Annotated in this window: 22 protein-coding genes; 10 read left to right on the top strand and 12 right to left on the bottom strand. The window is 42.0% G+C overall.

Translation table 11 applies throughout. From position 1 onward, the window contains the following. Window positions 1-9: 9 nt before the first annotated feature. On the bottom strand, window positions 10-1,362 hold the full coding sequence (locus VIM89_RS07650) for a hypothetical protein (RefSeq protein WP_488155555.1): 1,353 nt from the start codon (window positions 1,360-1,362) through the stop codon (window positions 10-12). Between the two features lie 152 nt (window positions 1,363-1,514). Further along, on the bottom strand, window positions 1,515-3,989 hold the full coding sequence (gene lon / locus VIM89_RS07645; RefSeq protein WP_488155554.1) for an endopeptidase La: 2,475 nt from the start codon (window positions 3,987-3,989) through the stop codon (window positions 1,515-1,517). A 392-nt stretch (window positions 3,990-4,381) separates the two neighbouring features. Here lon and VIM89_RS07640 point away from each other — a divergent pair, with 392 nt between their 5' ends. Next, entirely contained in the window at window positions 4,382-5,032 is a 651-nt protein-coding gene (locus tag VIM89_RS07640) for a tetratricopeptide repeat protein (RefSeq protein ID WP_488155553.1), read from the top strand. A gap of 52 nt (window positions 5,033-5,084) precedes the next feature. Here VIM89_RS07640 and VIM89_RS07635 read toward each other — a convergent pair whose 3' ends face one another. The 3 genes from VIM89_RS07635 to gpmI form a co-directional block, all read right to left on the bottom strand. After that, window positions 5,085-6,104, bottom strand: coding sequence for a hypothetical protein (locus tag VIM89_RS07635; protein ID WP_488155552.1), 1,020 nt, complete (start codon window positions 6,102-6,104; stop codon window positions 5,085-5,087). 185 nt (window positions 6,105-6,289) lie between these two features. Next, window positions 6,290-6,835 (bottom strand): hypothetical protein, encoded by a 546-nt coding sequence (locus VIM89_RS07630; protein WP_488155551.1) that lies wholly within the window; start codon window positions 6,833-6,835, stop codon window positions 6,290-6,292. After that, entirely contained in the window at window positions 6,822-8,348 is a 1,527-nt protein-coding gene (gene gpmI, locus VIM89_RS07625) for a 2,3-bisphosphoglycerate-independent phosphoglycerate mutase (RefSeq protein WP_488155617.1), read from the bottom strand. The genes VIM89_RS07630 and gpmI overlap by 14 nt, the downstream gene beginning before the upstream one ends. Window positions 8,349-8,440: 92 nt before the next feature. On the opposite strand from gpmI, the gene VIM89_RS07620 reads away from it, so the two are divergent. The 4 genes from VIM89_RS07620 (at window position 8,441) to VIM89_RS07605 (ending at window position 11,220) form a co-directional block, all read left to right on the top strand. After that, complete coding sequence (locus tag VIM89_RS07620) at window positions 8,441-8,836, top strand: DUF4783 domain-containing protein (RefSeq protein ID WP_488155550.1); 396 nt, start codon at window positions 8,441-8,443, stop codon at window positions 8,834-8,836. Window positions 8,837-8,877: 41 nt separating this feature from the next. Further along, window positions 8,878-9,720, top strand: a complete 843-nt coding sequence (gene nadC, locus VIM89_RS07615) for a carboxylating nicotinate-nucleotide diphosphorylase (protein WP_488155549.1) — start codon at window positions 8,878-8,880, stop codon at window positions 9,718-9,720. Window positions 9,721-9,804: 84 nt separating this feature from the next. Next, entirely contained in the window at window positions 9,805-10,452 is a 648-nt protein-coding gene (gene plsY / locus VIM89_RS07610) for a glycerol-3-phosphate 1-O-acyltransferase PlsY (protein ID WP_488155548.1), read from the top strand. 6 nt (window positions 10,453-10,458) lie between these two features. After that, entirely contained in the window at window positions 10,459-11,220 is a 762-nt protein-coding gene (locus VIM89_RS07605) for a YqjF family protein (protein ID WP_488155547.1), read from the top strand. On the opposite strand, the gene VIM89_RS07600 is transcribed toward VIM89_RS07605, so the two are convergent. The 4 genes from VIM89_RS07600 to VIM89_RS07585 form a co-directional block, all read right to left on the bottom strand. Next, the gene (locus VIM89_RS07600; protein ID WP_488155546.1) at window positions 11,162-12,445 is read right to left on the bottom strand and encodes an anthranilate synthase component I family protein; all 1,284 of its coding nucleotides are present in this window, start codon (window positions 12,443-12,445) and stop codon (window positions 11,162-11,164) included. The two genes, VIM89_RS07605 and VIM89_RS07600, sit on opposite strands and share 59 nt — an antisense overlap. A 212-nt stretch (window positions 12,446-12,657) precedes the next feature. Then, entirely contained in the window at window positions 12,658-13,935 is a 1,278-nt protein-coding gene (locus tag VIM89_RS07595) for an adenylosuccinate synthase (RefSeq protein ID WP_488155545.1), read from the bottom strand. Between the two features lie 34 nt (window positions 13,936-13,969). Continuing rightward, complete coding sequence (locus tag VIM89_RS07590; RefSeq protein ID WP_488155544.1) at window positions 13,970-14,437, bottom strand: Fur family transcriptional regulator; 468 nt, start codon at window positions 14,435-14,437, stop codon at window positions 13,970-13,972. 120 nt (window positions 14,438-14,557) lie between these two features. After that, window positions 14,558-16,780: a RelA/SpoT family protein gene (locus VIM89_RS07585; RefSeq protein ID WP_488155543.1), complete on the bottom strand. Its 2,223-nt coding sequence runs from the start codon at window positions 16,778-16,780 to the stop codon at window positions 14,558-14,560. A gap of 109 nt (window positions 16,781-16,889) precedes the next feature. On the opposite strand from VIM89_RS07585, the gene VIM89_RS07580 reads away from it, so the two are divergent. The 3 genes from VIM89_RS07580 to bshB1 are packed head-to-tail and all read left to right on the top strand — an operon-like array spanning window position 16,890 to window position 18,736. Next, window positions 16,890-17,504: a DUF4294 domain-containing protein gene (locus VIM89_RS07580; protein ID WP_488155542.1), complete on the top strand. Its 615-nt coding sequence runs from the start codon at window positions 16,890-16,892 to the stop codon at window positions 17,502-17,504. Then, on the top strand, window positions 17,505-18,005 hold the full coding sequence (locus VIM89_RS07575; protein WP_488155541.1) for a glutathione peroxidase: 501 nt from the start codon (window positions 17,505-17,507) through the stop codon (window positions 18,003-18,005). Window positions 18,006-18,016: 11 nt separating this feature from the next. Beyond that, window positions 18,017-18,736 carry a bacillithiol biosynthesis deacetylase BshB1 gene (gene bshB1 / locus VIM89_RS07570; RefSeq protein ID WP_488155540.1) on the top strand — a complete coding sequence of 240 codons (720 nt, stop codon included), beginning with the start codon at window positions 18,017-18,019 and terminating at the stop codon, window positions 18,734-18,736. A gap of 52 nt (window positions 18,737-18,788) precedes the next feature. Here the strand turns inward: bshB1 and VIM89_RS07565 are convergent, their stop codons facing one another. From VIM89_RS07565 to VIM89_RS07555, 3 genes are all read right to left on the bottom strand, one after another. Next, a complete protein-coding gene (locus VIM89_RS07565; RefSeq protein ID WP_488155539.1) occupies window positions 18,789-19,232 on the bottom strand; it encodes a hypothetical protein in 444 nt (147 codons plus the stop codon). A gap of 210 nt (window positions 19,233-19,442) precedes the next feature. Further along, window positions 19,443-20,774 (bottom strand): L-lysine 6-transaminase, encoded by a 1,332-nt coding sequence (gene lat, locus VIM89_RS07560; RefSeq protein ID WP_488155538.1) that lies wholly within the window; start codon window positions 20,772-20,774, stop codon window positions 19,443-19,445. Window positions 20,775-20,961: 187 nt separating this feature from the next. Further along, complete coding sequence (locus VIM89_RS07555) at window positions 20,962-21,855, bottom strand: 1-aminocyclopropane-1-carboxylate deaminase/D-cysteine desulfhydrase (RefSeq protein WP_488155537.1); 894 nt, start codon at window positions 21,853-21,855, stop codon at window positions 20,962-20,964. A gap of 66 nt (window positions 21,856-21,921) precedes the next feature. Between VIM89_RS07555 and VIM89_RS07550 the strand changes: the two genes are divergently transcribed. Together VIM89_RS07550 and VIM89_RS07545 are read left to right on the top strand one after the other, a co-directional pair. Beyond that, complete coding sequence (locus VIM89_RS07550) at window positions 21,922-22,959, top strand: RluA family pseudouridine synthase (protein ID WP_488155536.1); 1,038 nt, start codon at window positions 21,922-21,924, stop codon at window positions 22,957-22,959. Window positions 22,960-23,054: 95 nt separating this feature from the next. After that, complete coding sequence (locus VIM89_RS07545) at window positions 23,055-23,891, top strand: aminotransferase class IV (RefSeq protein ID WP_488155535.1); 837 nt, start codon at window positions 23,055-23,057, stop codon at window positions 23,889-23,891. The last annotated feature ends 195 nt before the right edge of the window (window positions 23,892-24,086 follow it).

Below are 24,086 nucleotides of genomic sequence, written 5' to 3'. Positions count from 1 at the left end.
ATCAACTATTTATTTAAAGGTATATCCTATGCTTATGCCGCCTGCCGGGATGATGCCTTCATCGTACATTATTGGTACGAATTCTACCTTGAAGCTAATTCCCTTTTGCTCAGGCTGGTAACGGTATCCAAAAGAACCTGTGGCAACAAAACCTGTTATCTTATCGAACGACCACGTCTTACCCGTATTGTTACCCGTCGAGTGCAGGAACGTGGCCCCTCCGCCGACCTGTAGCATCGAACTATGTTCTCCTATCAGATAGTTTATCTGGAATGGAATAGTTATCACACTGTTCCCTTCTGACGAGAACCCGCCTATACCCACCGTATAACCCCATCCGTTTCGTTCTGCATTAAAGCGTGCGTCATAGTTGGCCGAGATAGCTAAACCGGCGCCGCCAATTTGCAGGTAGTAGTTTTTAGCCTTTATCTGGCTGTAATCGGTAGTATCCTGCTCTGCAGTCTGACCGCCACCAATCGTATCGCGCTTAGTGATCGTCACCGTATCTTTCTTGATAATAGTTACCGTATCTCTCTGGAAAATAGTAGTCGTATCTTTTTTGATAATCGTAGTCGTATCTTTCTTTAATATGGTCGTTGTGTCGTGTGTCAAAACGGTTGTAGTATCGTGCTTTTCAACAACCTTGCCGTTACCATTCTTTGCATTGCCCGCCGCATTCTGATCTCCAACCTGTATTTCGCCATTGGTTACGTCATCTGAAGCTGGATTAGCTTTACCGGCATTGCCATTGCCCGGCGTATTATCTTGTCCGGGACTCGCATTACCAGGACTTGCATTACCAGCTGCACCAGCACCCGGAACAGGAATCACCGCCGGAACTTTACCTCCCGGTGCAGGTACGGTACTAACCTGCCCCTGGTTTCCGCCGCCTCTCACCTGTATCACACCATCTGTAGGTGGTGCGACAATGGTGGTATTGGTAGGCTGATCACCCGGATTATTTTTTACCTGTATGGTACCTTCTGTTGGTGTGTAGATTGTCCTGATCTTAGAAGCAGGTGCTACCTGGAAGCCTTTTGCAACAGAGTCTGCTTTTGCACCGCCATCCATGTTAATGCCCGGGTCAGGTTTCACATTGGGTGAAGCTTTCGAAATCTTGGTAGGAACACCATTAATAATTAAAATAGTGTCAGCATTCCTCAATATGGTCGATCCTCCCTTTATTACCAGGGTAGTATCATTACTAAGGACCTGTTTATTTGCCTTTTTCTTCGCTGTCGTATCTGTATCACACACCATTCTCATCCTTGTTGATGCAGACGCTGTCAGTCGTAAACCGAACAGGCTCACCAGAAGAAGTAGAATGATAACCCGGCCCTTTGATGTAGAAAGAATATTCATTATAACCAATTTTGCTATTTGTTTAGTTAGCGGGTTTTACGTTACTGTAAATCAAAATGTTTCAGGCGGGTAGCTAAATATAAAAAAGTAAGGCCCTCCGGGTGGGAGAGCCTTACGTAATCTGTTAATAATGAGATTGTTTGCTTGTTAAGTTAGTTCATAACGGGGTTCAAATCCTCTTTTACGGTCAGATCTAAAGCGTTACTTACTTTTTCACTCAAAAGTGCCATATTAATTACCTCTTTCATGTCGGTAACGTAATGAAATTTAAGGTCTTTAATATAATCTTCTTTTATCTCGTGTATATCTTTTTGGTTCGATTTGCTCAGGATGATCTCCTTAATATTGGCGCGTTTGGCTGCCAGTATTTTTTCTTTGATGCCGCCCACCGGTAAAACACGTCCGCGAAGGGTAATCTCACCGGTCATTGCCAGGTGTGGTTTTACTTTTCGCTGAGTAAATGCCGATGTTAAAGCAGTCAACATGGTAATACCTGCTGAAGGCCCATCTTTCGGCGTAGCACCTGCCGGTACGTGCACATGCACATCCCACTGATCGAATATCTTTGGGTTGATATCGAAATCCTTCGCATGCGCTCTTAGATAAGCTAATGCAATGGTAGTCGATTCCTTCATCACATCACCCAGATTACCGGTCAAGGTCAAACGGCCTTTACCCGGACTTAAACTTACTTCGATGAACAAAATATCCCCACCAACCGATGTCCAGGCCAAACCTGTTACCACGCCGGCTACTTCATTGCCTTCGTAAAGGTCTTTGTCAAAAATTGGTGCACCTAATATTTTCTCAATATCTTTTTTAGATACCTGCGGAACGTGTTGCTCTTCCATAGCAATGGTCTTAGCAATGCCACGTACCACAGAACCAATTTTCTTTTCAAGCGAACGGACACCCGACTCACGGGTATAATCTTCTATAACCTTTTCAAGAACATCATTTTTGATAACGACATCCTTGGCTTTCAAGCCATGTGCCTCGCGTTGCTTTGGCACCAGGTGTTGTTTGGCTATCTCGATCTTTTCCTCAATAGTATAACCATTTACATCGATAATCTCCATACGATCCAGCAATGCAGGCTGTATGGTGCTCAGCGAGTTGGCAGTTGCAATGAACATCACATTTGAAAGATCAAAATCAACCTCAACATAATGATCGTAAAATGTACTGTTTTGCTCAGGGTCAAGCACTTCAAGCAAAGCTGATGACGGGTCGCCCCTGAAATCATTGCCCACTTTATCTATCTCGTCTAAAATAAACACAGGATTAGCAGCACCGGCCTTTTTTATAGCCTGGATGATACGGCCCGGCATAGCACCGATATAAGTTTTACGATGTCCCCTGATCTCGGCTTCATCCCTGATGCCGCCCAAAGCCATACGAACATATTTGCGTCCCAATGCTTTAGCAATTGACTTCCCTAGAGAAGTTTTTCCAACTCCCGGAGGGCCAACCAAACAAAGGATTGGTGCCTTCATGTCGTGCTTTAACTTCAGCACAGCCAGGTACTCAATAATACGTTGTTTAACTTTATCCAGGCCGAAGTGATCTTTATCTAATATCTTTTGAGCGCGTTTCAGATCAAAATTATCCTTGGTAAAATCGTTCCATGGCAGGTCGAGCAATAACTCTAAATAATTGATCTGAACCGAGTAATCAGCAGCCGCGGGGTTGGTTCGTGCCAGCTTTTCGAGTTCTTTATGGAAATGATCGTTTACCTCTTTCCCCCATTTCTTTTGTGAGGCCCGCTTGCGCAGGTCTTCAATTTCCAGGTCAGGTGAATTACCGCCAAGCTCTTCCTGTATGGTTTTCAGTTGCTGATTAAGGAAGTAATCACGCTGCTGTTTATCCAGGTCGATGCGTACTTTGCTCTGGATCTGATTCTTCAGCTCCAGCATTTGCAGATCGAGCGTCAAATGCTCTAGTACCAGTTTGGTCCGCTCGCGCAGGTTAGCAACCTCCAGCAAACGCTGTTTGGCCGCCATATCCGCATTCATATTGGACGATATGAAATTGATCAGGAACGAAGTGCTCTCAATATTCTTAATTGCAATCCCCGCCTCGCTCGGAATATTAGGCGAAAGCTGTATAATGCTCATGGACATGTCTTTTATGGACGATACCATGGCTTTAAATTCTTTGTCTTCTTTTGGCTTTACTTCCTTGAAAGGTTCAATAGTGGCCTTTAAATAAGGCTCGCTCTGAACTTCTTCCTTCAGTATAAAGCGTTTTTTGCCCTGCAGTATCACGGTGGTGTTACCGTCAGGCATTTGCAGCATTTTTATAATGAGGGCTATGGTGCCTACTTTGTTAAGCTGGGTAAATGTAGGATCTTCTATTGCAGTATCCTGCTGTGCTACAACACCTATTATTTTTTTGCCTTTGTTTGCGTCGCGTATTAGTTTGATCGATTTATCCCTGCCTACGGTAATCGGTATCACTACTCCCGGAAAAAGTACCGTATTGCGTAACGGCAAAATCGACAGGATATCCGGCACATGTTCATTGTTCATTTCCTCTTCATCTTCCGATGACATTAACGGAAAGAACTCCGACTCCTCATTTATTATAGGCAAAGCATTTTTAAAATCGAATGGATCAAAACTCATCAAATTCCCTTTCTATCTCGTTGGTTGAAAAACGTCATATTGTCAGCTTACAAAGCTATACCAATAATCTTAATGGGCAAAGAATATGTTCATTGCCGCAGTAGTCTTATCAGTCAAGACTTATGCCAAGATGAAATTATTACGAATTGTTGTAGTTAATATTATGTAAACTTATGATTTTTTGCGGTTTATATCAATGTTAGGGGATATATACCAATACGTCAAAAAAGTGTCGGGCAGGTGAAAAAAAGTCAGCATAGTTTTAGGGTCGTTAGAGCCTCTTTGAACGTATATTTTAATAAAATGATACATTTACATAATATTTTTATATAAAATAAGTTAATAGTGCGTAAGGTAAAGCTCACCATTTTTATTTTACAAAGGGATTTTTGATGAAGGCGACCGCTATACTGTCTTTTTTAGTGGTGTCCATGCTTAATACGGCGACCGCACAGAACGCGTATTTTAAGATGGGGCAGCAGGCTTTTTTTGATGGTGATTTCAAATCGGCAGTAACCCACCTCGAAAAATCATGCATCATCGATTCAACCAATGCCAGCGCGCTCTGGATGCTGGGTTACTCTTATTATCACAGCGAAAACTACAAGAAATCTATTCAAGCCTTCAATAAGGTGATCGCCATAAAACCGGCCGATGGCTCCGCTTACTACTACCGTGCAAGGGCAAAAAGCTATTTCGCAAAGGATAGTCACCTGAGCGATCAGGATAAGGAGAAAAACCTGTTGGGCGCTATTTTAGATTATACCAAAGCAATCGCTGTCGATCCGAACAATACGCAGGACAATACCAAATACTACCAGAACAGGGCCATCGCTTACCGAGACTACAGCGATTTTAAACTGCAGCCCGGTTCAAGATTCTACGACAAGAATTTGGCTATAAATTCACTAAAAGCTTCTATACAAGACTTTGAGAAAGTTTTAACCGACAACCCATCCCGCCAGGATATTTCTAACTTAATGGATGCCGCAAAAGCTAAATTGAGCAGCATTAACGTTGTTGCCAAAACAGCACATCATTAATTATTTAACTTTCCGAAAAATTGGCATTGCCGTTCTTTGTAATGGCAACTCGTTAATCTTTGATGGTAATTTCATCGGTCCAAATTTTGTTATAACGCACATAATCTTCAGGAGAAAAAAACCATTCTCTTTCTGTACTATCGGACTTTAATAAACTCATACTTATTCGATATTTTCTGCCGCCTTTTATTGATGAATCGTACGTTATGTTTACATTCCTTTTAAATTCTTTGTGTGGAGGGATCGTTATTATATAAGGTACGTTTTTATCGCAATTCCAACCTGGTATGGTGATAGCTTTGCTATCCGTGTCGAAAAAGTCACCCCATGAACATGACATAGAATAAAACTTAAGTCCTTCATTAGTTTTATTAAGGACTACTATAGGAACAGTAATAACCTTAGCTCTTTTTGTTTTGTTGCCCATCAGTCGGATTACTGTGTCGCGAGGCCTTGAAACTTGATTTTCATCTACTTTCAATATGTACCGTTTCCGGTCTTCGTCTGTTAGTAGATAAATATCTTTATTCAGTAATATACCTTCTCTCTTTTTATCCAGCATTTCGAAATCATTGTAGGGATAATAAATTTGGTGCTGCGCGTTGTAGTGTAATATTGTGGAGTCTGAAAGGCTACTTGCCAACAAGGTCTTTGTATTGACTTGGTTATTTGTCCATTTATATAAATCCATACTTACGACAAGTGAAACATTTCGATCAGGAATTTTATCCATCGTAAGATATAGCTCCATCTTTTGAGACCGATGTGGAGGAACGGTAATTTCTGAATTTTTAGCGTCCTTGCAAATGTCAGTCGCCAGATGAAAGTATGGATTGTGTTTTAACTTAAAAAGTAAGTTATAACAATCCGATCCTTTATAGTAAAGTGTCTCACTGGTATTGTTGTTGAGGAATATAGTGATTGATGTATAGCTTTTTCCATCGAAAGAGGAGAACCCGTCCCTATCAATGATAACGTTGTAAGGGATTTTTTGCTGTTGAGCAATTGAGCTATTTATCAATAAAATGACAAATATGACAGCAATTAAGATTTTCCTTGATTGATTTTCCATAGTTTAGGTAAGGATCATAAATTAAATCATGCATCAGGAATCGATGTTCAAATTACCAATTTTTAAATTAATAAGCAAGCAGAATTAGGTTCAATTCCTACTTTCACATGAACAGAATGAAGTCAGCGGAGTCAATATGAGCTGATATGATTACCTCTGGGGCATAATCTATTCCCAAACTTAGGTTATTTTAGCAACCCACTTATGCGGTAAGTATCCGTGCCCAGTACCCGCACACTTTGTCTTTTTTGGATCAGGTAGAGCGAATCAGGAAAATAGCTCAGTTTCTCCGTATTCTCAAACAATATATTCTTTGTATGATTAATGATCATGATCCATTTCAGCTTATTATTCTCCGTTTTTACAACCACTTTTTGTGTTTTCAGCGAAGGGTCTTTTGCAATATAAACGGTGATGTTTTCTGTATTACTTACATTATAGCTGTTCCGCCATGCGGGCCTGTTAATGTCTGATTGGGTAAACAAGCTCAGTTCGGTCCCCCAATCGGAGATATGTACTTTTTGCGTCTCGGGAATCTGATTGTGTGTTACTGTTTTGGTGACCAGCGGATTTTCTTTCGTCAATCGTGCTGAATCGGCTTCAAAATAGCCTTTGATGTCAAAAAAAGCTTTGGTATCAACTGCGGCATTGCTGTCCCGTTTACAGGAAGCAATGCCCAGCAATAATATAAATGAGGATATTAAAAGAAGGTATCTTTTATACCAGTACATCTCCGGTCATTTCTTTAGGGATCTCCACACCGATCATTTTCAATATAGTAGGAGCAATGTCGCCCAGTTTACCGTCTTTTACAGTTTTTACATCGTTATCGATCACGATACACGGTACCAGGTTGGTAGTATGTGCCGTGTTTGGTGAACCGTCATCATTGATCATATAATCAGCATTTCCGTGGTCGGCGATGATAATGAACGAGTAGCCGTTCTCTATACCGGTTTCTACAACAGCCTGTGTACATCGGTCCGCCGTTTCAGCAGCTTTTACCACAGCTTCAAATACGCCGGTATGGCCCACCATATCAGTATTCGCAAAATTCAGGATCACCACATCGGGCCAGCCACTTTCCAGTTCTGGAATAATGGCGTCTCTGATGCCTTCAGCGCTCATTTCAGGCTGAAGATCGTAAGTAGCTACTTTAGGCGATGGAATCAATAAACGTTTCTCGTTCTCAAACTCTTTCTCCCGTCCGCCTGAAAAGAAGAAGGTTACGTGCGGGTATTTTTCAGTTTCGGCAATACGTATTTGATTTTTACCTGCATCCTGCAATATCTCGCCTAACGTTTTGGTCAGATCATCCTTGGTAAACACTACGCGAACATTTTTAAACGTCTCGTCGTAGGTAGTCATCGTAATATAATGCAGGTTAAGCGGATGCATATTTTGCTCAGGGAATGACTTTTGGGTCAATGCCTGGGTAATTTCCCGGCCACGGTCAGTCCGGAAGTTGATACAGATCACCACATCATCATTCTTGATCACAGCCAAAGGCTCACCATTTTCGTCCACACGAACAATCGGTTCAACAAACTCGTCGGTAACTCCTGCTTCGTATGACTCTTTTATAGCACCCAAAATATTTTGAGTCTGTTTCCCTGTACCATTAACCAGCAGATCATAAGCCTTTTTAACACGTTCCCAGCGGTTATCGCGGTCCATGGCAAAATATCTGCCTATGGCCGAAGCTAGTTTTATCGGCGTATTTTTAATATGATCTTCTAGTTCACCAATAAATTTTACGCCTGAATTCGGGTCAGTATCACGGCCATCCAAAAAGGCATGGATATAAACCTTATTCAGATCGAATTTCCCCGCAGAGTCGCAAAGACCTTCCAAATGTTTTATGTGAGAGTGCACGCCGCCATCAGAAACCAATCCGATGAAGTGTACATCTTTATTATTCTGTTTTGCGTATTCAAAAGCCTCTTTTATTACCGGGTTGCTTGGGAATTCATTGTCATCCACAGCTTTGTGAATGCGGCCCAGTTCCTGGTAAACAATACGGCCTGCGCCCAGGTTCATGTGGCCAACTTCCGAGTTGCCCATTTGTCCGCCGGGTAAACCTACCGCAGTGCCTGAAGCTTCCAGTTTTGAATTCGGGTATTTCTGCAGCATCGAATCAAAGAAAGGTGTATTGGCTGCATGTATCGCGTTCGACTTATCATTCCGGCCGTAACCCCAGCCGTCGAGGATAATTAGTACTACTTTTTTGTTTTTTTCCACAATGCAAATATAATGGCAACGTTTTAATATGAGAATGCGTTTAATAGGATTAATTTTTGGATTGGGCTTATTTCGGATAATTCATTTTAACTGATATGAAGCTGCTATACCCATTTGTTCTCCTCATTCCTTTGCTGTTTACGTTCGCAACTCCCGCGGACGTCATAGACAGGACTGCCGAATTACTAAAGGATGGGAACACCCGCGAACTTGCCGCTACTTTTTCATCAAGCATCGAAATGACTATTCTTGGCGAGGATAACGTCTATTCCAATACCCAGGCCGAGCAGGCATTGGCAGATTTTTTCAAACGTTGCCAGCCGCATTCAGCAAAAGTTTTGCATCGTATTACCTCAAACGCACACTATCAATATGCAGTGATCATTCTCGCTACCTCAAACGGTACTTACCGCACCTGTGTATCGCTGAAAAGTGTGAATGGAAAATTTGAGGTGAATGAATTGCGGATAGAGGCTGAAAAAACAAAATAATCCGCAATTGTTTATACTTTTGGGCAATAAAACTCAAAAGTTTGGATAAAGAATATATACACTCCTTCATAGCCAATGCTTTAGCTGAAGATGTTGGCGATGGCGATCATACTTCACTGGCAACTATTCCAGCCGGAACCCAAGGAAAAGCAAAATTACTGGTAAAAGATACAGGCATACTAGCTGGTGTCGATTTAGCTATCGAAGTATTTAAGCAGGTCGACCCTGACCTGAAAGTAAACATATTGTTACACGACGGTGCCGAAATCAAACCAAAAGATATTGCTTTTGAAGTAGAAGGCGATACACGAAGCATATTGACAGCCGAACGGTTAGTGCTGAATTGCATGCAGCGCATGTCGGGTGTGGCTACAAAAACTCACGAGATAGTTGAGGCATTAAAAGGAACGAATACTAAAGTTTTGGATACCCGCAAAACCACTCCCGGAATGCGTTATTTCGAAAAATGGGCCGTGAAAATAGGGGGAGGGGTTAACCACCGTTTCGGGTTGTTTGACATGATCCTGATCAAAGATAACCACGTAGATTATTCGGGCGGAATTAAACAAGCTATTCAGAACACAAAGGATTACCTTCAGAAAACCGGCAAAAAATTAGCTATTGAAATAGAAGTACGCAACCTGGACGAACTGCAACAGGTATTAGATCTGGGAGGAATTGATCGCATTTTGCTGGACAATTTCAATTTTGATAACCTGCGGAAGGCAGTAAGCATGATTAACGGCAAATATGAAACCGAAGCATCAGGTGGAATCACGATAGATAATATCCGTCAATACGCTGAATGCGGGGTCGATTATATTTCGATGGGGGCTTTAACGCATTCGGTTAGAAGCCTGGATTTGAGTTTAAAAGCAGTATAAAGTTATTGATTGTTGATTGGGAATTCGACAGATATTAACGTGTATGGTAGTTAGTACGTATCATTTTATTAATATTGTGCAACAATGATTAACGAATACACGATTTGGGCGCTCGTATTGGCTTACCTGTTGGGATCGATCCCTACAGCGGTGTGGATTGGCCGGGCGTTTTACGATATCGATGTTCGTGAATATGGCAGCGGTAACGCCGGAGCTACCAATACCTTCCGTGTGTTAGGCAAAAAAGCCGGCATCCCTGTGATGCTTATCGATATACTCAAAGGCTTCACGGCTACCAAACTGGTGGTATTTGTGGGCATATCAACTACAGGCGGGCCACATTCCGTATCTTATATCAACCTCGAACTTGCCCTGGGCATTGCCGCTGTAATGGGCCATTTGTTCCCGGTTTGGGCTGGTTTTCGTGGAGGGAAGGGTATAGCAACCCTGTTCGGAATGGTGCTGGCGGTGCATTTGCAGGCGGCCCTACTTTGCGTGATCGTATTTATTATTGTACTGCTCGTTACCCGGTACGTGTCGCTCAGTTCCATCATTGCAGGCTTTACTTATCTTATTGGCGTTACTTTTATTTATCCCTTATATATCCGTTCGGTCATCATTTATGGCATGTGTATTTGTGCGCTGATACTGGTTACCCATCAGAAAAATATTGAACGATTGCTGAAAGGGAAGGAATCCAAAGTCAATCTCTTCAAGAGAAAGGAGGCTTGATCAACTATGCCGGTACCTAAGCCCGCATTCTTACGCGCAAAGTGGAATAACCTGATCATGTTGAATTATGAAGTTGATCCGGATATCCTGAAACCGCATATGCCACCTTTTACCGAACTCGATCTGTGGGAAGGAAAAACCCTGGTGAGCATGGTTGGTTTTCTTTTCAGAGATACCAGAGTAAAAGGCATTAAATGGCCCATGCATGTCAATTTCGAGGAAGTAAACCTTCGCTTTTATGTAAAGTACTATGATGGTGCTGAATTTAAGCGGGGTGCGGTGTTTATAAGCGAGATCGTTCCTAAAGTGATCATAGCATCAATCGCCAATAATCTGTATAAAGAACATTACAGCGCTATGCCGATGAAGCATAGTATCAACCCTGTTTCTGAAGATAGAACCCAATACCTCTATGAGTGGAAGCTGAATGGCCGATGGAACCACCTGGGCGGAACAGTAAATAATAAACTTTCACCAATTGTTGCCGGTAGTCAGGAAGAATTTATACTGGAACATTATTGGGGATATAACAAAATAGGCAAAGAGCTGACGATGGAGTATCAGGTTGAACACGTCAGCTGGAACGCGGGAACTGTAACCAATCCGGTGTTTGATGCTGATATTAGTCGTTTGTATGGAACGGAATTTGAGCCATTTTTAAGCAAGCAGCCTTACTCGGCTTTCTTTGCTGATGGTTCGGATATAATCGTTAGGGGCGGGACGAAAATCCGCTTTGCTCCAAAACTTCCAGAATTGCCTGTGCTTTAAGCAAACACTCTTCATATTCTTTTTCCGGCTCTGCATGATAGGTAATGGCGCTGCCCACCTGGAAGGATAAATACCTGTTTGTTGCATTATAAAGCAGCGTGCGGATCACCACATTAAAATCAAAATCCCCATCTGGACTAAAATATCCCACCGCCCCAGAATATACCCCACGTTTGCTGCGCTCATACTGCTCCATCAATTGCATCGCGCTGATCTTTGGCGCGCCCGTCATACTACCCATTGGGAAAGTATTTTTGATGGCTTCTACTGTTGAAACACCATCGCTCAACTCACACACCACCGTAGATATCATTTGATGAACCTGACTGAAGCTATAAATACCGAATAGCTCCTCAGTAGCAACAGTGCCTGCTTTGGCAGATTTAGTCAGATCGTTCCTCACCAAATCTACGATCATTACATTTTCCTGCAATTCTTTTGGGTGACCCTTGAGGCTTTCTTTGGATTTCTCGTCCAATTGCGGGTCATCATATTTCTTTGATGTCCCTTTGATGGGTTGTGAGATCAATTTGTTTCCTCGCTTTGCAAGGAAACGCTCAGGCGAAGCAGACAGAATATATTTATCCCTCAGCCTTATAAAAGCAGCAAACGGATTAGGCGAAATTTGATTTAGTTTGATAAATGCCTGTAAGGGATCAATCACCGTATCCTCTGCAAAAAACTCCTGGCAAAAATTAGTTACATAAATATCCCCGCGACTGATATGCTCTTTTATTTTGATGACGGTATCGATGTATTCCTGCTTATCAAAGCGGGAGTCTAACGCTATCGGATGATTTGTCTTATCATCTGAAATAGATTGGTTATTGATCTCATTTAATAATCGCTCCGGATCATCAGAAATAATTTCAAGCTGGCCATCTTTAATGATCAGCAAATACTCTGGAGCAAAGAAATATAGATCAGGGAATTTCAGATGATCAGGATTATGAGATTCCAGTTTTTCGATCTCATTCTTCAAATCATAAGTCAAGAGTCCCGTAAGCCATCCCGGATTTTTGGTGTGAAAATCTTCAAGAGCTTCAAAAGAGGAACCGCGTGTTGTGATCAATTCGTCCTTAACCCCAACCGCCAGTAGCAGATCAAATTTTGAATACTGATCATTAAAATTATTAGAATCCAGGTAACAAAACACATCAAAGGATGATGCCCATTGCAAGGCTTTTTGTTTGAAGAGTTCGGGGTCGGATACCGGGATAATCACGCTGCAAAGCTATCAAGTAAAATCAAATACCGCATAAGCAATTCTACTTCTTTCACACTGGCTTCAGTCTGTGACTGAATGCCTTTGATATTCGGCAGTTTAAAACTGCCATGATCCGGGATTTCAGTTATAAACTGAAACCAGTATTATTTTAAAATGAAAAGGCTCCCTGCATTGCAAAGAGCCTTGGTATGATTTTCGTAAAATTGATCTTAGTGTAACTGCAAAGTCTGCTTGCGATCTGGTCCTACTGATAAGAATTTCACCGGAACACCTAATTCAGCTTCCAGGTAATCAATATATGATTTCAGTTTTGCAGGAATTTGTGAAAGTTCAGTAATACCTGTCAGATCCTCGTTCCAACCATCTATTTCTTTAAAAACGGGTTCTGGCTTTATCGAGCAGATATCATAAGGCATATAGTCAATGATCTCGCCATTATAATTGTAATGTGTGCAGGCGTAAATTTTTTCAAAACCACTTAATACGTCAGCTTTGGTCATTACCAGTTGGGTAACACCGCTCAGCATAATGGCGTATTTCAAAGCAGGAAGATCGATCCAGCCGGTACGACGCGGCCTGCCGGTAGTAGCGCCAAATTCATGACCGATACGACGAAGCTCTTCGCCAAGCTCATTATCCAACTCAGTAGGGAAAGGACCGCCACCGACGCGGGTGCAATAAGCTTTAAAAATACCGATCACATCACCAATCTTGCTTGGAGCAACGCCTAAACCTGTGCAAGCGCCTGCCGCAGTGGTATTTGATGATGTTACAAATGGATATGAACCGAAGTCGATATCCAGCATAGCCCCCTGTGCACCTTCAGCTAAAACTTTCTTGCCTTCTTTCAGATAGTTGTTTACTAAATGCTCTGAATCAACCAGCGGGAAGTTGTGGATCAGCTCGATAGCCTCGAAGAATGCTCTTTCGCGCTCGCTGAAATCAGGCACCTCTCCATATAATGATTGCAGCATAGAAGTATGCTTGTCAACCAGCTTCTGATATTTTTCTTTAAAATCAGGCAGAATAGTATCGCCAATACGTAACCCGTTACGGCCTGTTTTGTCCATGTAAGTCGGACCGATACCTTTCAGCGTCGAACCGATCTTACCTTCGCCCATTTTCTTTTCAGAAGCGGCATCCAGTAATTGGTGTGTAGGTAATATCAGGTGCGCTTTTTTAGCAATCACCAGGTTCTTTTTAGCCAGCAGGTCGTGCCCGGCATCTTTTAGCTTTTCTAATTCCTTTTTCAGGGTGATCGGGTCGATCACCACGCCGTTACCGATCAGGTTAAGCGTGTTCTCAAAAAATATCCCTGAAGGAATGGTATTTAAAACGAATTTCTTTCCGTCAAACTCAAGGGTATGTCCGGCGTTTGGTCCGCCCTGGAAACGTGCAATCAGGTCATAGCCCGCACTCAGTACGTCAACAATTTTTCCTTTACCCTCATCGCCCCATTGGAGGCCTAATAATACGTCAACAGCCATTTAAATGATATTGAATTTATCAAAGGTGGCAAAGTTATACTTTTCTCTCACAAAACCCTGCCTTTAGTTTTTCACAATTTCCATAAAGGTTAAGGGAATGATGTTTGATCTCAAATTTGAGTAATCCGCCCATCATACTTTGTATCTGCTGGATGCGTGGGTCGCAAAATTCAACCACTTTTCCGCAGTCGATACAAATGATGTGGTCGTGCTGTTTGTAGCCGTACGACTTCTCAAACTGGGCCATATTTTTGCCAAACTGGTGCTTGGTCACCAGGTCGCATGATACCAATAGCTCAAGTGTGTTATATACCGTAGCGCGGCTCACGCGGTATTTTTTATTTTTCATGTGGATATACAGGGATTCCACATCAAAATGATCAGTACGCGAATAAATTTCTTCCAGTATCGCAAAACGCTCGGGCGTTTTTCTCAGGTTTTTATTTTCGAGATACGCCTCGAAAATCTTCTTAACCATTTCAATGGTTTCGGGTTGAGACATAGTTTTTTATTAAAGAGCCAAAGTTATTTATTTTAGTTAAGAGTTGTTGTATTGGTTGACTGCCAATAGTAACTTAACTACTACAACCATTACAACTACTTCAACCACTCCAACCAATCATCAAGACGCTTTCTCAATAGCTGAATCGAAGCGATTTACGGACGTAACGCCTTTTACCTGTTTTAACCGTTTGATCAGGTTATCGAGATGTTCGGTGTCATTTACATATACCATAATGGTACCTTCGAAAATACCGTTATCACTATCTACAGTGATCGAGCGCATGTTTACCTTAAAATCGGTCGAGATAACCGTAGTCAGTTTGTTGATCAAACCCACATCGTCGATACCGGTAATACGTAAGCCGGTAAGGAAAGCGAGTTCCTGCTGGTTGGTCCAACGTGCTTTTACAATGCGGTAGCCGTAGTTGGCCATCAATTTGGCTGCGTTGGGGCAGTTGGTACGATGTATCTTGATGCCATCACTCACGGTGATGAAACCAAAAACATCATCACCGGGGATCGGATTACAGCAGTTAGCCAGTTTATAGTCTATCTTTTGCATATCCTCGCCAATGAGTAGCATATCGCTGTCTTTGGCTTTGATATTGCGTAGCAGTCCCTGTACCTGGTCCACCTCGATCTTATCCTGTGGTTTGTTTTCAACTACTTTTTCAGATGCCTGGTATTCTTTCAGGTCCTTCATGTCAATGAGGCCCTGGGCAACATTGTAGAACAGGTCTTGGGTAGATTGCAGCTTGAAGAAATAACTGATCTTATGAATATTCTCTGAATTGTAAGTGATCTTAAGTGACTTCAGTTTTCGCTCCAATATCTCTTTACCCTCGTCGGCAACTTTGCGTTTTTCCTCTTTTAAGGCCGATTTGATTTTGGCTTTGGCTTTCGCAGTTACCACAATGTTCAGCCAGTCCTCCTTCGGCGTTTGCTTGCTTGAGGTGATGACTTCAACCTGGTCGCCGTTTTGGAGCTTATAACCTAGCGGAACCAGTTTGTGATTCACTTTGGCGCCGATACAACTTGCGCCTACGTCGGTATGTATTTCAAATGCAAAGTCAAGTGCCGTAGCATTCTGCGGTAACTGTATCAACGCACCTTTTGGCGTAAAAATGAATATTTCATCAGAGAAGAGGTTCATTTTAAAATCATCCAAAAAGTCGAGAGCATTCGATTCAGGATTTTTCAGCATATCGCGAACTTTCTGTACCCATTGGTCGAGACCGCTATCCGTTGATGATTCCTTATACTTCCAATGAGCAGCAAATCCCTTTTCCGCAATCTCGTTCATTCGCTTGGTACGTATCTGCACTTCAACCCATTGCCCGCGGGGACCCATTACTGTAGTGTGTAACGACTCGTAACCATTGGCTTTAGGTGATGATATCCAATCACGCAACCGGTCTGGATTTGGACGATACAGGTCGGTAACTATAGAATAGGCTTTCCAGCATTCGGATTTTTCATTTTCAGGGGCGCTATCCAAAATGATCCTGATGGCAAAAAGGTCATACACCTCCTCAAAAGGTATAGCCTTTTTCTTCATCTTGTTCCAAATGGAATGGATCGATTTTGGCCTGCCAAATACATCAGCATGCAATCCCTGGCCTTCCAGCACCTTTTTCAAAGGTTCGATAAAATCGCGGATGAACTTTTCCCGTTCAGTCTTTTTCTCGTTTAGCTTATTTTTGATGAACTGGTAAGTTTCGCGCTCCATGTATTTCATGGAAAGGTCTTCCAGCTCAGATTTTATTGCATATAAACCTAAACGGTGGGCGAGGGGAGCATACAGATACACCGTTTCCGATGAAAGTTTTAGCTGCTTATCCCGCGGCATAAACTCCATCGTCCGCATATTGTGCAAACGGTCGGCCAGCTTGATCAGGATCACCCTCACATCATCCGCAAGGGTAAGCAGCATCTTACGGAAGTTTTCGGCCTGTAAAGAGCTATTCGTATCAAATACGCCCGATATTTTGGTTAATCCGTCGATGATCTTCGCTACTTTTTTACCAAACTCTCTTTCGATATCGTCCAGCGTTACATCGGTATCTTCTACCACATCGTGCAACAAGGCACATACGATAGAGGTGGTACCAAGTCCGATCTCTTCAGCAGCTATCTGTGCAACGGCGATGGGGTGGTATATATAAGGCTCTCCGGATTTACGGCGCATATCTTTATGGCTCTCCAATGCCATATCGAACGCCTTACGTATCATCCTTTTGTCACCTTTTTGCAGAGTAGATTTACTGGCGCGTAGTAAAGCACGGTATCTTTTCAATATCTCATTCTTCTCGGCTTCTATATCAATCACTAAATCTTTCATGTGCGTTTACCCGTATAAATATTATCTGATTGGCCTGCAATTAAATAGATTAATCGCAGTTGTATTTAAATACCCCAAAATTTAATTTAATTTTGTAATACGTAAAATTATGAAATTTATTGGTTTTCTTCTGGTGTTTTGCTGTTGTGCGGCTTCTATAAAAGCCCAGGACCAGTTGCCCCGTCAATTATCTACGGGCAAAAATGATACCATCAAAACCTACGTTACCAATATTGACGGTGAACTGGTGCCGATGATCGTTACCCCCGAGATCAGGATCGTAGATGTAAGGATATTTAAGAGTAAAGCCGATCGTGACGCTTACAATCGCTTAAGGTATAATGTTTATAAAGTGATGCCTTATGCGAAGCTCGCAGCCGAAAGGTACCAGAAATTACAGCGCAGCCTGGCCACCACAGCCGACAAAAAAGTGCAAAAACGCATGGTTGATACCTGCGAAACAGAAATAAAAGCACTGTTTAAGAAAGAGATTGAAAACCTGACAATAAGTCAGGGTGAGATATTAATTAAATTGATTGACAGACAAACCGGTACTACCAGTTATGAAATGGTAAAGGATTTAAAGGGCGGATTAAAAGCGTTTATGTTTCAGTCTGTTGCCCGGTTCTTTGGCCATAACCTGAAAGAAACCTACGACCCAAGCGAGGAAAGAGATATCGAAGCAATTCTACAACAAGCAGGATACTATTCCTATCAGAATTAAATGAACGAAAATAGCGTTTACCAGTTTAACGTTCAAACGTTAGACGGTGAAGAGATTAGCCTGTCCGATTATAAGGATAAGGTACTTCTGGTTGTCAACACCGCGTCAGAATGTGGATTTACCCCTCAGCTTAAAGACCTGGTTATTTTAAAGGAACAATTCAAGGACAAAGACTTTGAAATCCTTGCATTTCCATCAAATGATTTTGGCGGACAGGAGCCTTTAGAAGGTGCTGAACTGGAAGCCTTTTGTAAAAATGCAGGCGCTAACTATCCTGTTTTTGAGAAGATTAGGGTGCGTGGGCCATATGCACATCCGTTATATAAGTTTTTTGCTGATAAAAAGCTGAACGGAAAAATGACGTCGACCCCGAGATGGAATTTTCACAAATTTTTGATTAGTAAAGCAGGGGTAGTTACCGACTTTTTTTACCCTTTTACAAAACCCACCTCTTCCAAAATACGGAAGAAAATTGCACGTTTGCTCTCGGCTAAAAGTTAATTGCCTTTTATATGAAATTAGATATACTGGTATTGCCGGTCCACCCCGACGACGCTGAATTGGGTTGTTCAGGAACTATCGTTAAGGAAATCGCCCTTGGAAAAAAAGTAGGTATTGTCGACCTGACCCGCGGCGAATTAGGCACAAGAGGCTCTGCGGAAATACGTGATAAAGAATCAGCTGCATCAGCCAAAATATTGGGACTTACCGTGCGTGACAACCTTGGATTACCTGATGGCTTTTTTGAAAATAATAAACCTCACCAGCTAAAAGTGATTGAGGCGATCCGCAGATTCAGGCCCGAGATTGTGATCACCAATGCATATCATGATCGCCACCCGGATCATGGCCGTGCCAGTGATTTAGTGGAAGATTCAGCTTTTTTGTCCGGATTGCGCAAGATCGAAACTTATTATAATGGCGAAAAACAGCAGGAATGGCGTCCAAACCTTGTATTGCACTTTATACAGGATAATTATATCAAACCTGATATTTTAGTAGATGTGACGGATTATTGGGATAAAAAAATAGAAAGCATTCATGCATTTGGCTCTCAGTTCTATAATCCTGAATGGGAGAACGAACCGCAAACGTATATCTCGTCGCCTGAGTTTATACAAGTTATCGAGGCGCGTGCACGGGAATACGGAAAAAGTATCGGGGTGAAATTTGCCGAAGGATTTATATCCAGGAAGATATTAGGTGTGAATGATCTGTTTGATCTGAAATAATATTTCAACATAGAGACGCAATGCATTGCGTCTCTATCTCTATCTGCATCTTTTAGGCTTTAACGTACTCGAAGCGGTTATTATCATTGCTTCTTTCGCGTCTCAGTTTGTTTTCTTTGGCAAGCTTTAATAATATCCCTGAAAGCTCAGATGTTTTAAAGTCTGAGTCATAACTTTCCTTGCAGTAATCCGCAATTTCTGAAATTGAATGACTGGAATTAAAGAAATCAGTCAGCAATAACTGGTTCAGCACTTTTGTAGCTCCCGGTTTTTTACGGCCGTTAATTGCATGGTTTTCATCATCATCATTTGGCCTGGTTCTGCGTACCCTTCTGTTGAAGGCATCGGCTCCTTCCAATTCTCCTTTTTCAGACTCGATCATGGCATCCAGCAGCCGGTCGACTACCTTCACCTGGACAGCCTCAGAACGGAAGGAGTTAACAACTTCAGAAATTTCTAAGAGTTGTTTCTTTAATTTTTCAATATGCTTGCTCATGGTATATGTATACTATCCTCAGGGATATTTAAAATGCAAAATTAATCACCCATAATAACAGCAATATTGCCTATTGGGTTCAAAAAATAGTGTATATTAATATCAGAGTTAGTAATAAACGCAAAAGTGCGTATATAGTATCTATATTAATAAAAAAGGGCTTGTTTTTTATCAAAACAGGCCCTTTGTAGCAAAATTATTACAAGCTTATTATAATATGCCTAATATTTCCTCCAATACAGATAGGCCTTCGTCAATGTGGTCCTTGTCCATAATGAGAGCTGGTCTGAAGCGGATGGTATGATTGCCACAGCCGAGGAACATCACATTTCTCCTCATTCCTTCTTTAATAAAATGATCGCGTTTCGCTTTATCCGGAAAGTCAAAAGCAGTAAGTAAACCGCGCCCTCTTACATTGCTGATCAGTGAATTTTTCCCGGAAATCCTGATCAATTCGCTTTGAAGATACTCACCTACAACAGCAGCATTTTCGCAAAGATTATCTTCTTCAATGATCTCCATTATTTTGGATGACCGTACCATATCCACCAAACTGCCGCCCCAGGTGGAATTGATGCGCGATGGAATACGGAACACATTATCTTCTACTTCATCAACCTTTTTCCCTACAAGGATACCGCATACCTGCATCTTTTTACCAAATGCAATAATATCCGGACGGGCCTTTTCGCCATAATGCTCATGGCACCAGAATTTGCCGGTAAGACCTACGCCGGTTTGCACCTCATCATAGATCAGCATGGCATCGTTCTCATCAGCAATCACTCTTAATTGCTCTAAAAACTCCTGCCGGACATGGTTATCTCCGCCTTCCGATTGGATAGGCTCAATTATGATGGCACAAATATCATCCTTATTTACTTCAAAAGCTTTTTTGATCTGTTTGATAGATAAAGCCTCCCGTCTCAGCAAATCTTCGTGTTTAGCGTCCGAGTAAGGGAAATACATGGTTGGATGCGATACTCTTGGCCAGTCAAACTTGGCAAACCATTTGGTTTTTACAGGTAGGGTGTTCGTCAAGCTCAAAGTATAACCACTACGGCCGTGAAAAGCATGCTCAAAATGCAATACTTTAAAACCTTTCTCTTTGGTATAGCCTTTTGCAAAGTTTTTCTGTACCTTCCAATCCATAGCTACTTTAAGGGCATTCTCAATAGCTAAAGCACCGCCTGAAATAAAGAAGGCGTGAGGCAAATAATCAGGTATGCCAACACGTGCAAACGTCTCAAGGAATTGCGCGTATTGTGTGGTGTAAATGTCAGAGTTAGATGGATTAGTCAGAGCCGCCAGCATCAGGTTCTTTTTGAACTCCTCGTCATTCACCATTTTCTCATGATTATAACCCAATGGTACCGAAGCAAAGCAGGTAAAAAAGTCGAGATAAGTGCGTTTGTACTTAGCATCATAAATATAAACGCCTTTACTTTTTTCCATGTCAAAAGTAAGGTCGAAGCCATCGGCAAGGATGTGCTTCTTTAATGAATCCTGCACATTTTCGGGAGCAACTAGTAGGTTATACATAAGCAATCGGTTTGTTTCAAATTTACGAAAAGGTGCTCAAAAACAATAGTTTAGGCCGTTTTTGAACCGATAAGCCAAAAAGTAACTTTAAATTGTTTAAACCTATATTTTGGACTGATTGCTAAAGTAGTTCTTGGAATTTTGAAAGAATTCTTCTTTCAGGAATTGAAAATTTCGGCGTAAAATCTCAGATTTTGAACTTGTCTTTCATCCCCAGCAGGCCCCAGATGCCGCCGGTATGGATGGCCAATATCCTGCTTCCGGGAGAGAAGTAGTTTTTTGCCGCAAGATCATACAAAGCATATAACATTTTGCCGGTGTAGATTGGTTCAATAAGGATTCCCGTTGAGGCAACAAATTGTTTAACAAAACCGATCAGCTCATCATTTACCTTACCGTATCCACCAAAATGATAACCAGTATGAAGATGATAAGCAGAAGGCTGGTCTAAGAAGGTATCAATATCTTTTCTTAGAAGCTCACCGTTTTTCAAAACAGGCACGCCATGAAATTGAGTAGAAAGTTTATGTTGGGTTATTCCATTAATAACACCCGCAGCTGTTGTTCCGGTACCGCAGGCACAGATAATATGGTCATATGTTTCACATAGCTCATTGATCAATTCACTACATCCTTTTGCTCCTAAGGCCGATGAGCCACCTTCATCGACAAAAACAGCATCATGGTCATCAGCAAAATGCCTGTCAAACAATGCCTGTTTATCCCGATAACTCTCCCGGTCGGTAAATATCAGGTTCATGCCGTGCAATCTGCATAAGAATAAAGTATCGTTATTCACTTCCTCACCCCGAACAAAGCCAGTCGATCTAAAACCAAATTTTGCAGCCGCAGCAGAAGTGGCCAGTAAGTGATTGGAATAGGCACCCCCAAATGTTACCAGGTGTGTTTTGTTTTGGGCTTGAGCTTCTTTTAATAGATATTTCAGCTTACGCCATTTATTGCCAGAGATTATGGGATGGATCAGGTCATCGCGCTTAATGAAAGCCTTTAAACCCTGCTCATCAAATAGTTTATCATGAACTTGCTGGACAGGGCTGTAGATTTCAAAATCAATGCTCATTCAACAAAGGTAGAACAAGTATTCGCCTATCACCAATAGTCTGAAAAAACGAGTACTTTTGCTGCAATGATTACTGAAAACGAGCTGCCGGAGCAGGAAGAACAGGACCTTTATGAACATCTGCGCATCATAGTTGACAAGGGGCAATCCTTGCTGCGGATCGATAAGTTTTTGATGCACCGAATCGAGAATGCTTCGCGTAACCGTATTCAGAATGCCATCGAACAGGGCAATGTACTGGTAAACGATAAACCCATAAAAGCCAGCTACAAAGTAAAACCACTGGATGTAATTTCCGTTGTCCTGCCTCATCCGCCACGTGATACTGAAGTTTACCCTGAAGAACTGCCATTAAACATCGTTTATGAAGATGATGATGTGCTGGTAGTAAATAAGGAAGCAGGCATGGTGGTGCATCCGGGTTATAATAATTATACCGGTACACTGGTTAACGGTCTTGTTTTCCATTTTCAGCAGTTGCCTACTTTACCGGGTAACGATGGCAGGCCGGGTTTGGTTCACCGGATCGATAAGGATACTTCAGGGCTGCTACTTATCAGTAAAAACGAACGCTCGATGACTTACTTGGCTCGACAGTTTTTCGAGCATACCATCACCCGTAAATATATTGCCCTGGCTTGGGGTGACTTGGAAAAAGACGGAACTGTTGATGGCTATATTGGCCGCAGTGTGAGCGACAGGCGCGTAATGGCTATTTATGATGATCCGGAGAAAGGAAAATGGTCGGTTACCCATTATAAAGTTTTAGAGCGATTGAACTATGTTACCTTGATCGAATGCCAATTAGAAACAGGCCGCACACACCAGATCAGGGCGCATATGAAGCATATCGGTCACCCGCTGTTCAGTGATGCCACTTATGGTGGCGACAAGATAATTAAGGGAATAGTCTTCAGCAAATACAAGCAGTTTGTTGAGAATTGCTTTGAGTTAATGCCCCGCCAGGCCTTGCATGCACAAACACTTGGCTTTACCCATCCCTCCACAAAAAAACAGATGCACTTTGAAGCGCCTTTACCACAGGACTTTGTAGCTGTGTTGGAAAAGTGGCGTAAGTACTCTGGAATAGATGTGAGAACTTAGATGTGAGATATGAGAAACAAAAAACAATAAAAAGACTTAACTTAAAGCGATGGAAAATTCTCACATCTCATATCTCAAATCTCACATCTAATAGAATGACTCCTTTATTCATTAACTTCAATGGCGAATTGCTCCCCGGCGATAGTCGCTTGCTGACGACGGCCAATCGTGCTTTCAGGTACGGCGATGGCTTGTTTGAAAGCATGAGGTTGATGAAAGGTCATCTAAAATTTGCCGATCAGCATGCCGACCGCCTTCAGCGCGGAATGAAAGCCCTCAAAATTGACGGCTACTCCCAAATGGATAGCTGGTTTTTAAAGGAAAAGGTTGAGCAACTGGCTACCCGAAACAAGATAAAACATGGACGTTTGCGACTGACTGTTTATCGTGATTCCGAGGGTTTGTATACACCTACCCAAAATAAAATGGCCTACTGCCTGGAGCTGCAGCCAATGGACGAGCCCCGATATTTTCTGAACGATAAAGGCCTGATCATGGATATTTTCACCGAAGTAACCAAGCCCACCAATTTTCTGTCAAATATCAAAACGTGTAACTCACTGATCTATGTACTGGCAGGGATATTTAGAACGCAAAACCGGTTAGATGACACTTTTCTACTTAATCAAAATGGATCGTTATGTGAGGCAAGTAGCTCGAACATTTTTGTTTGGTACAAGAGTCATTTATACACGCCGGCACTAAGCGAGGGCTGCGTAGAGGGAGTAATGCGGCAGATCGTGATCAAGCTGGCTAAACAAAGCAATATCCCATTCACCGAAGCACAGATCAACCCTGATATTTTATACGAAGCAGATGAAGTATTCTTAACCAATGCTGTCAAAGGCATACAATGGGTGATGGGTTTTGGGGTAAAGCGATATTTCAACCAGTTAAGCAAAGGGTTGATAGGGGAGTTGAATAAATTGTAAAAGGAATAACCATTGAAATTTTTGCAAAGCACGATGAAGAGGGGTAGCCCCTATGGGCAATGTCATTAAGTTAAGAAAATAGCAAAGGTTACAGAATTTATAGTTTTGAGGTATCGAATCTTAAAACCAAAATCTGTAACCCAATGCTGTCTGTAAATGTAAAAATCATTGAAGAATTAAAGAACTTTTTGTTGT

The organism is Mucilaginibacter sp. (assembly GCF_036568825.1).
Taxonomy (GTDB): Bacteria; Bacteroidota; Bacteroidia; order Sphingobacteriales; family Sphingobacteriaceae; genus Mucilaginibacter.
The sequence above is the reverse complement of the archived record's forward strand: the minus strand, read 5'-3'. Positions and strand labels throughout refer to the sequence as shown.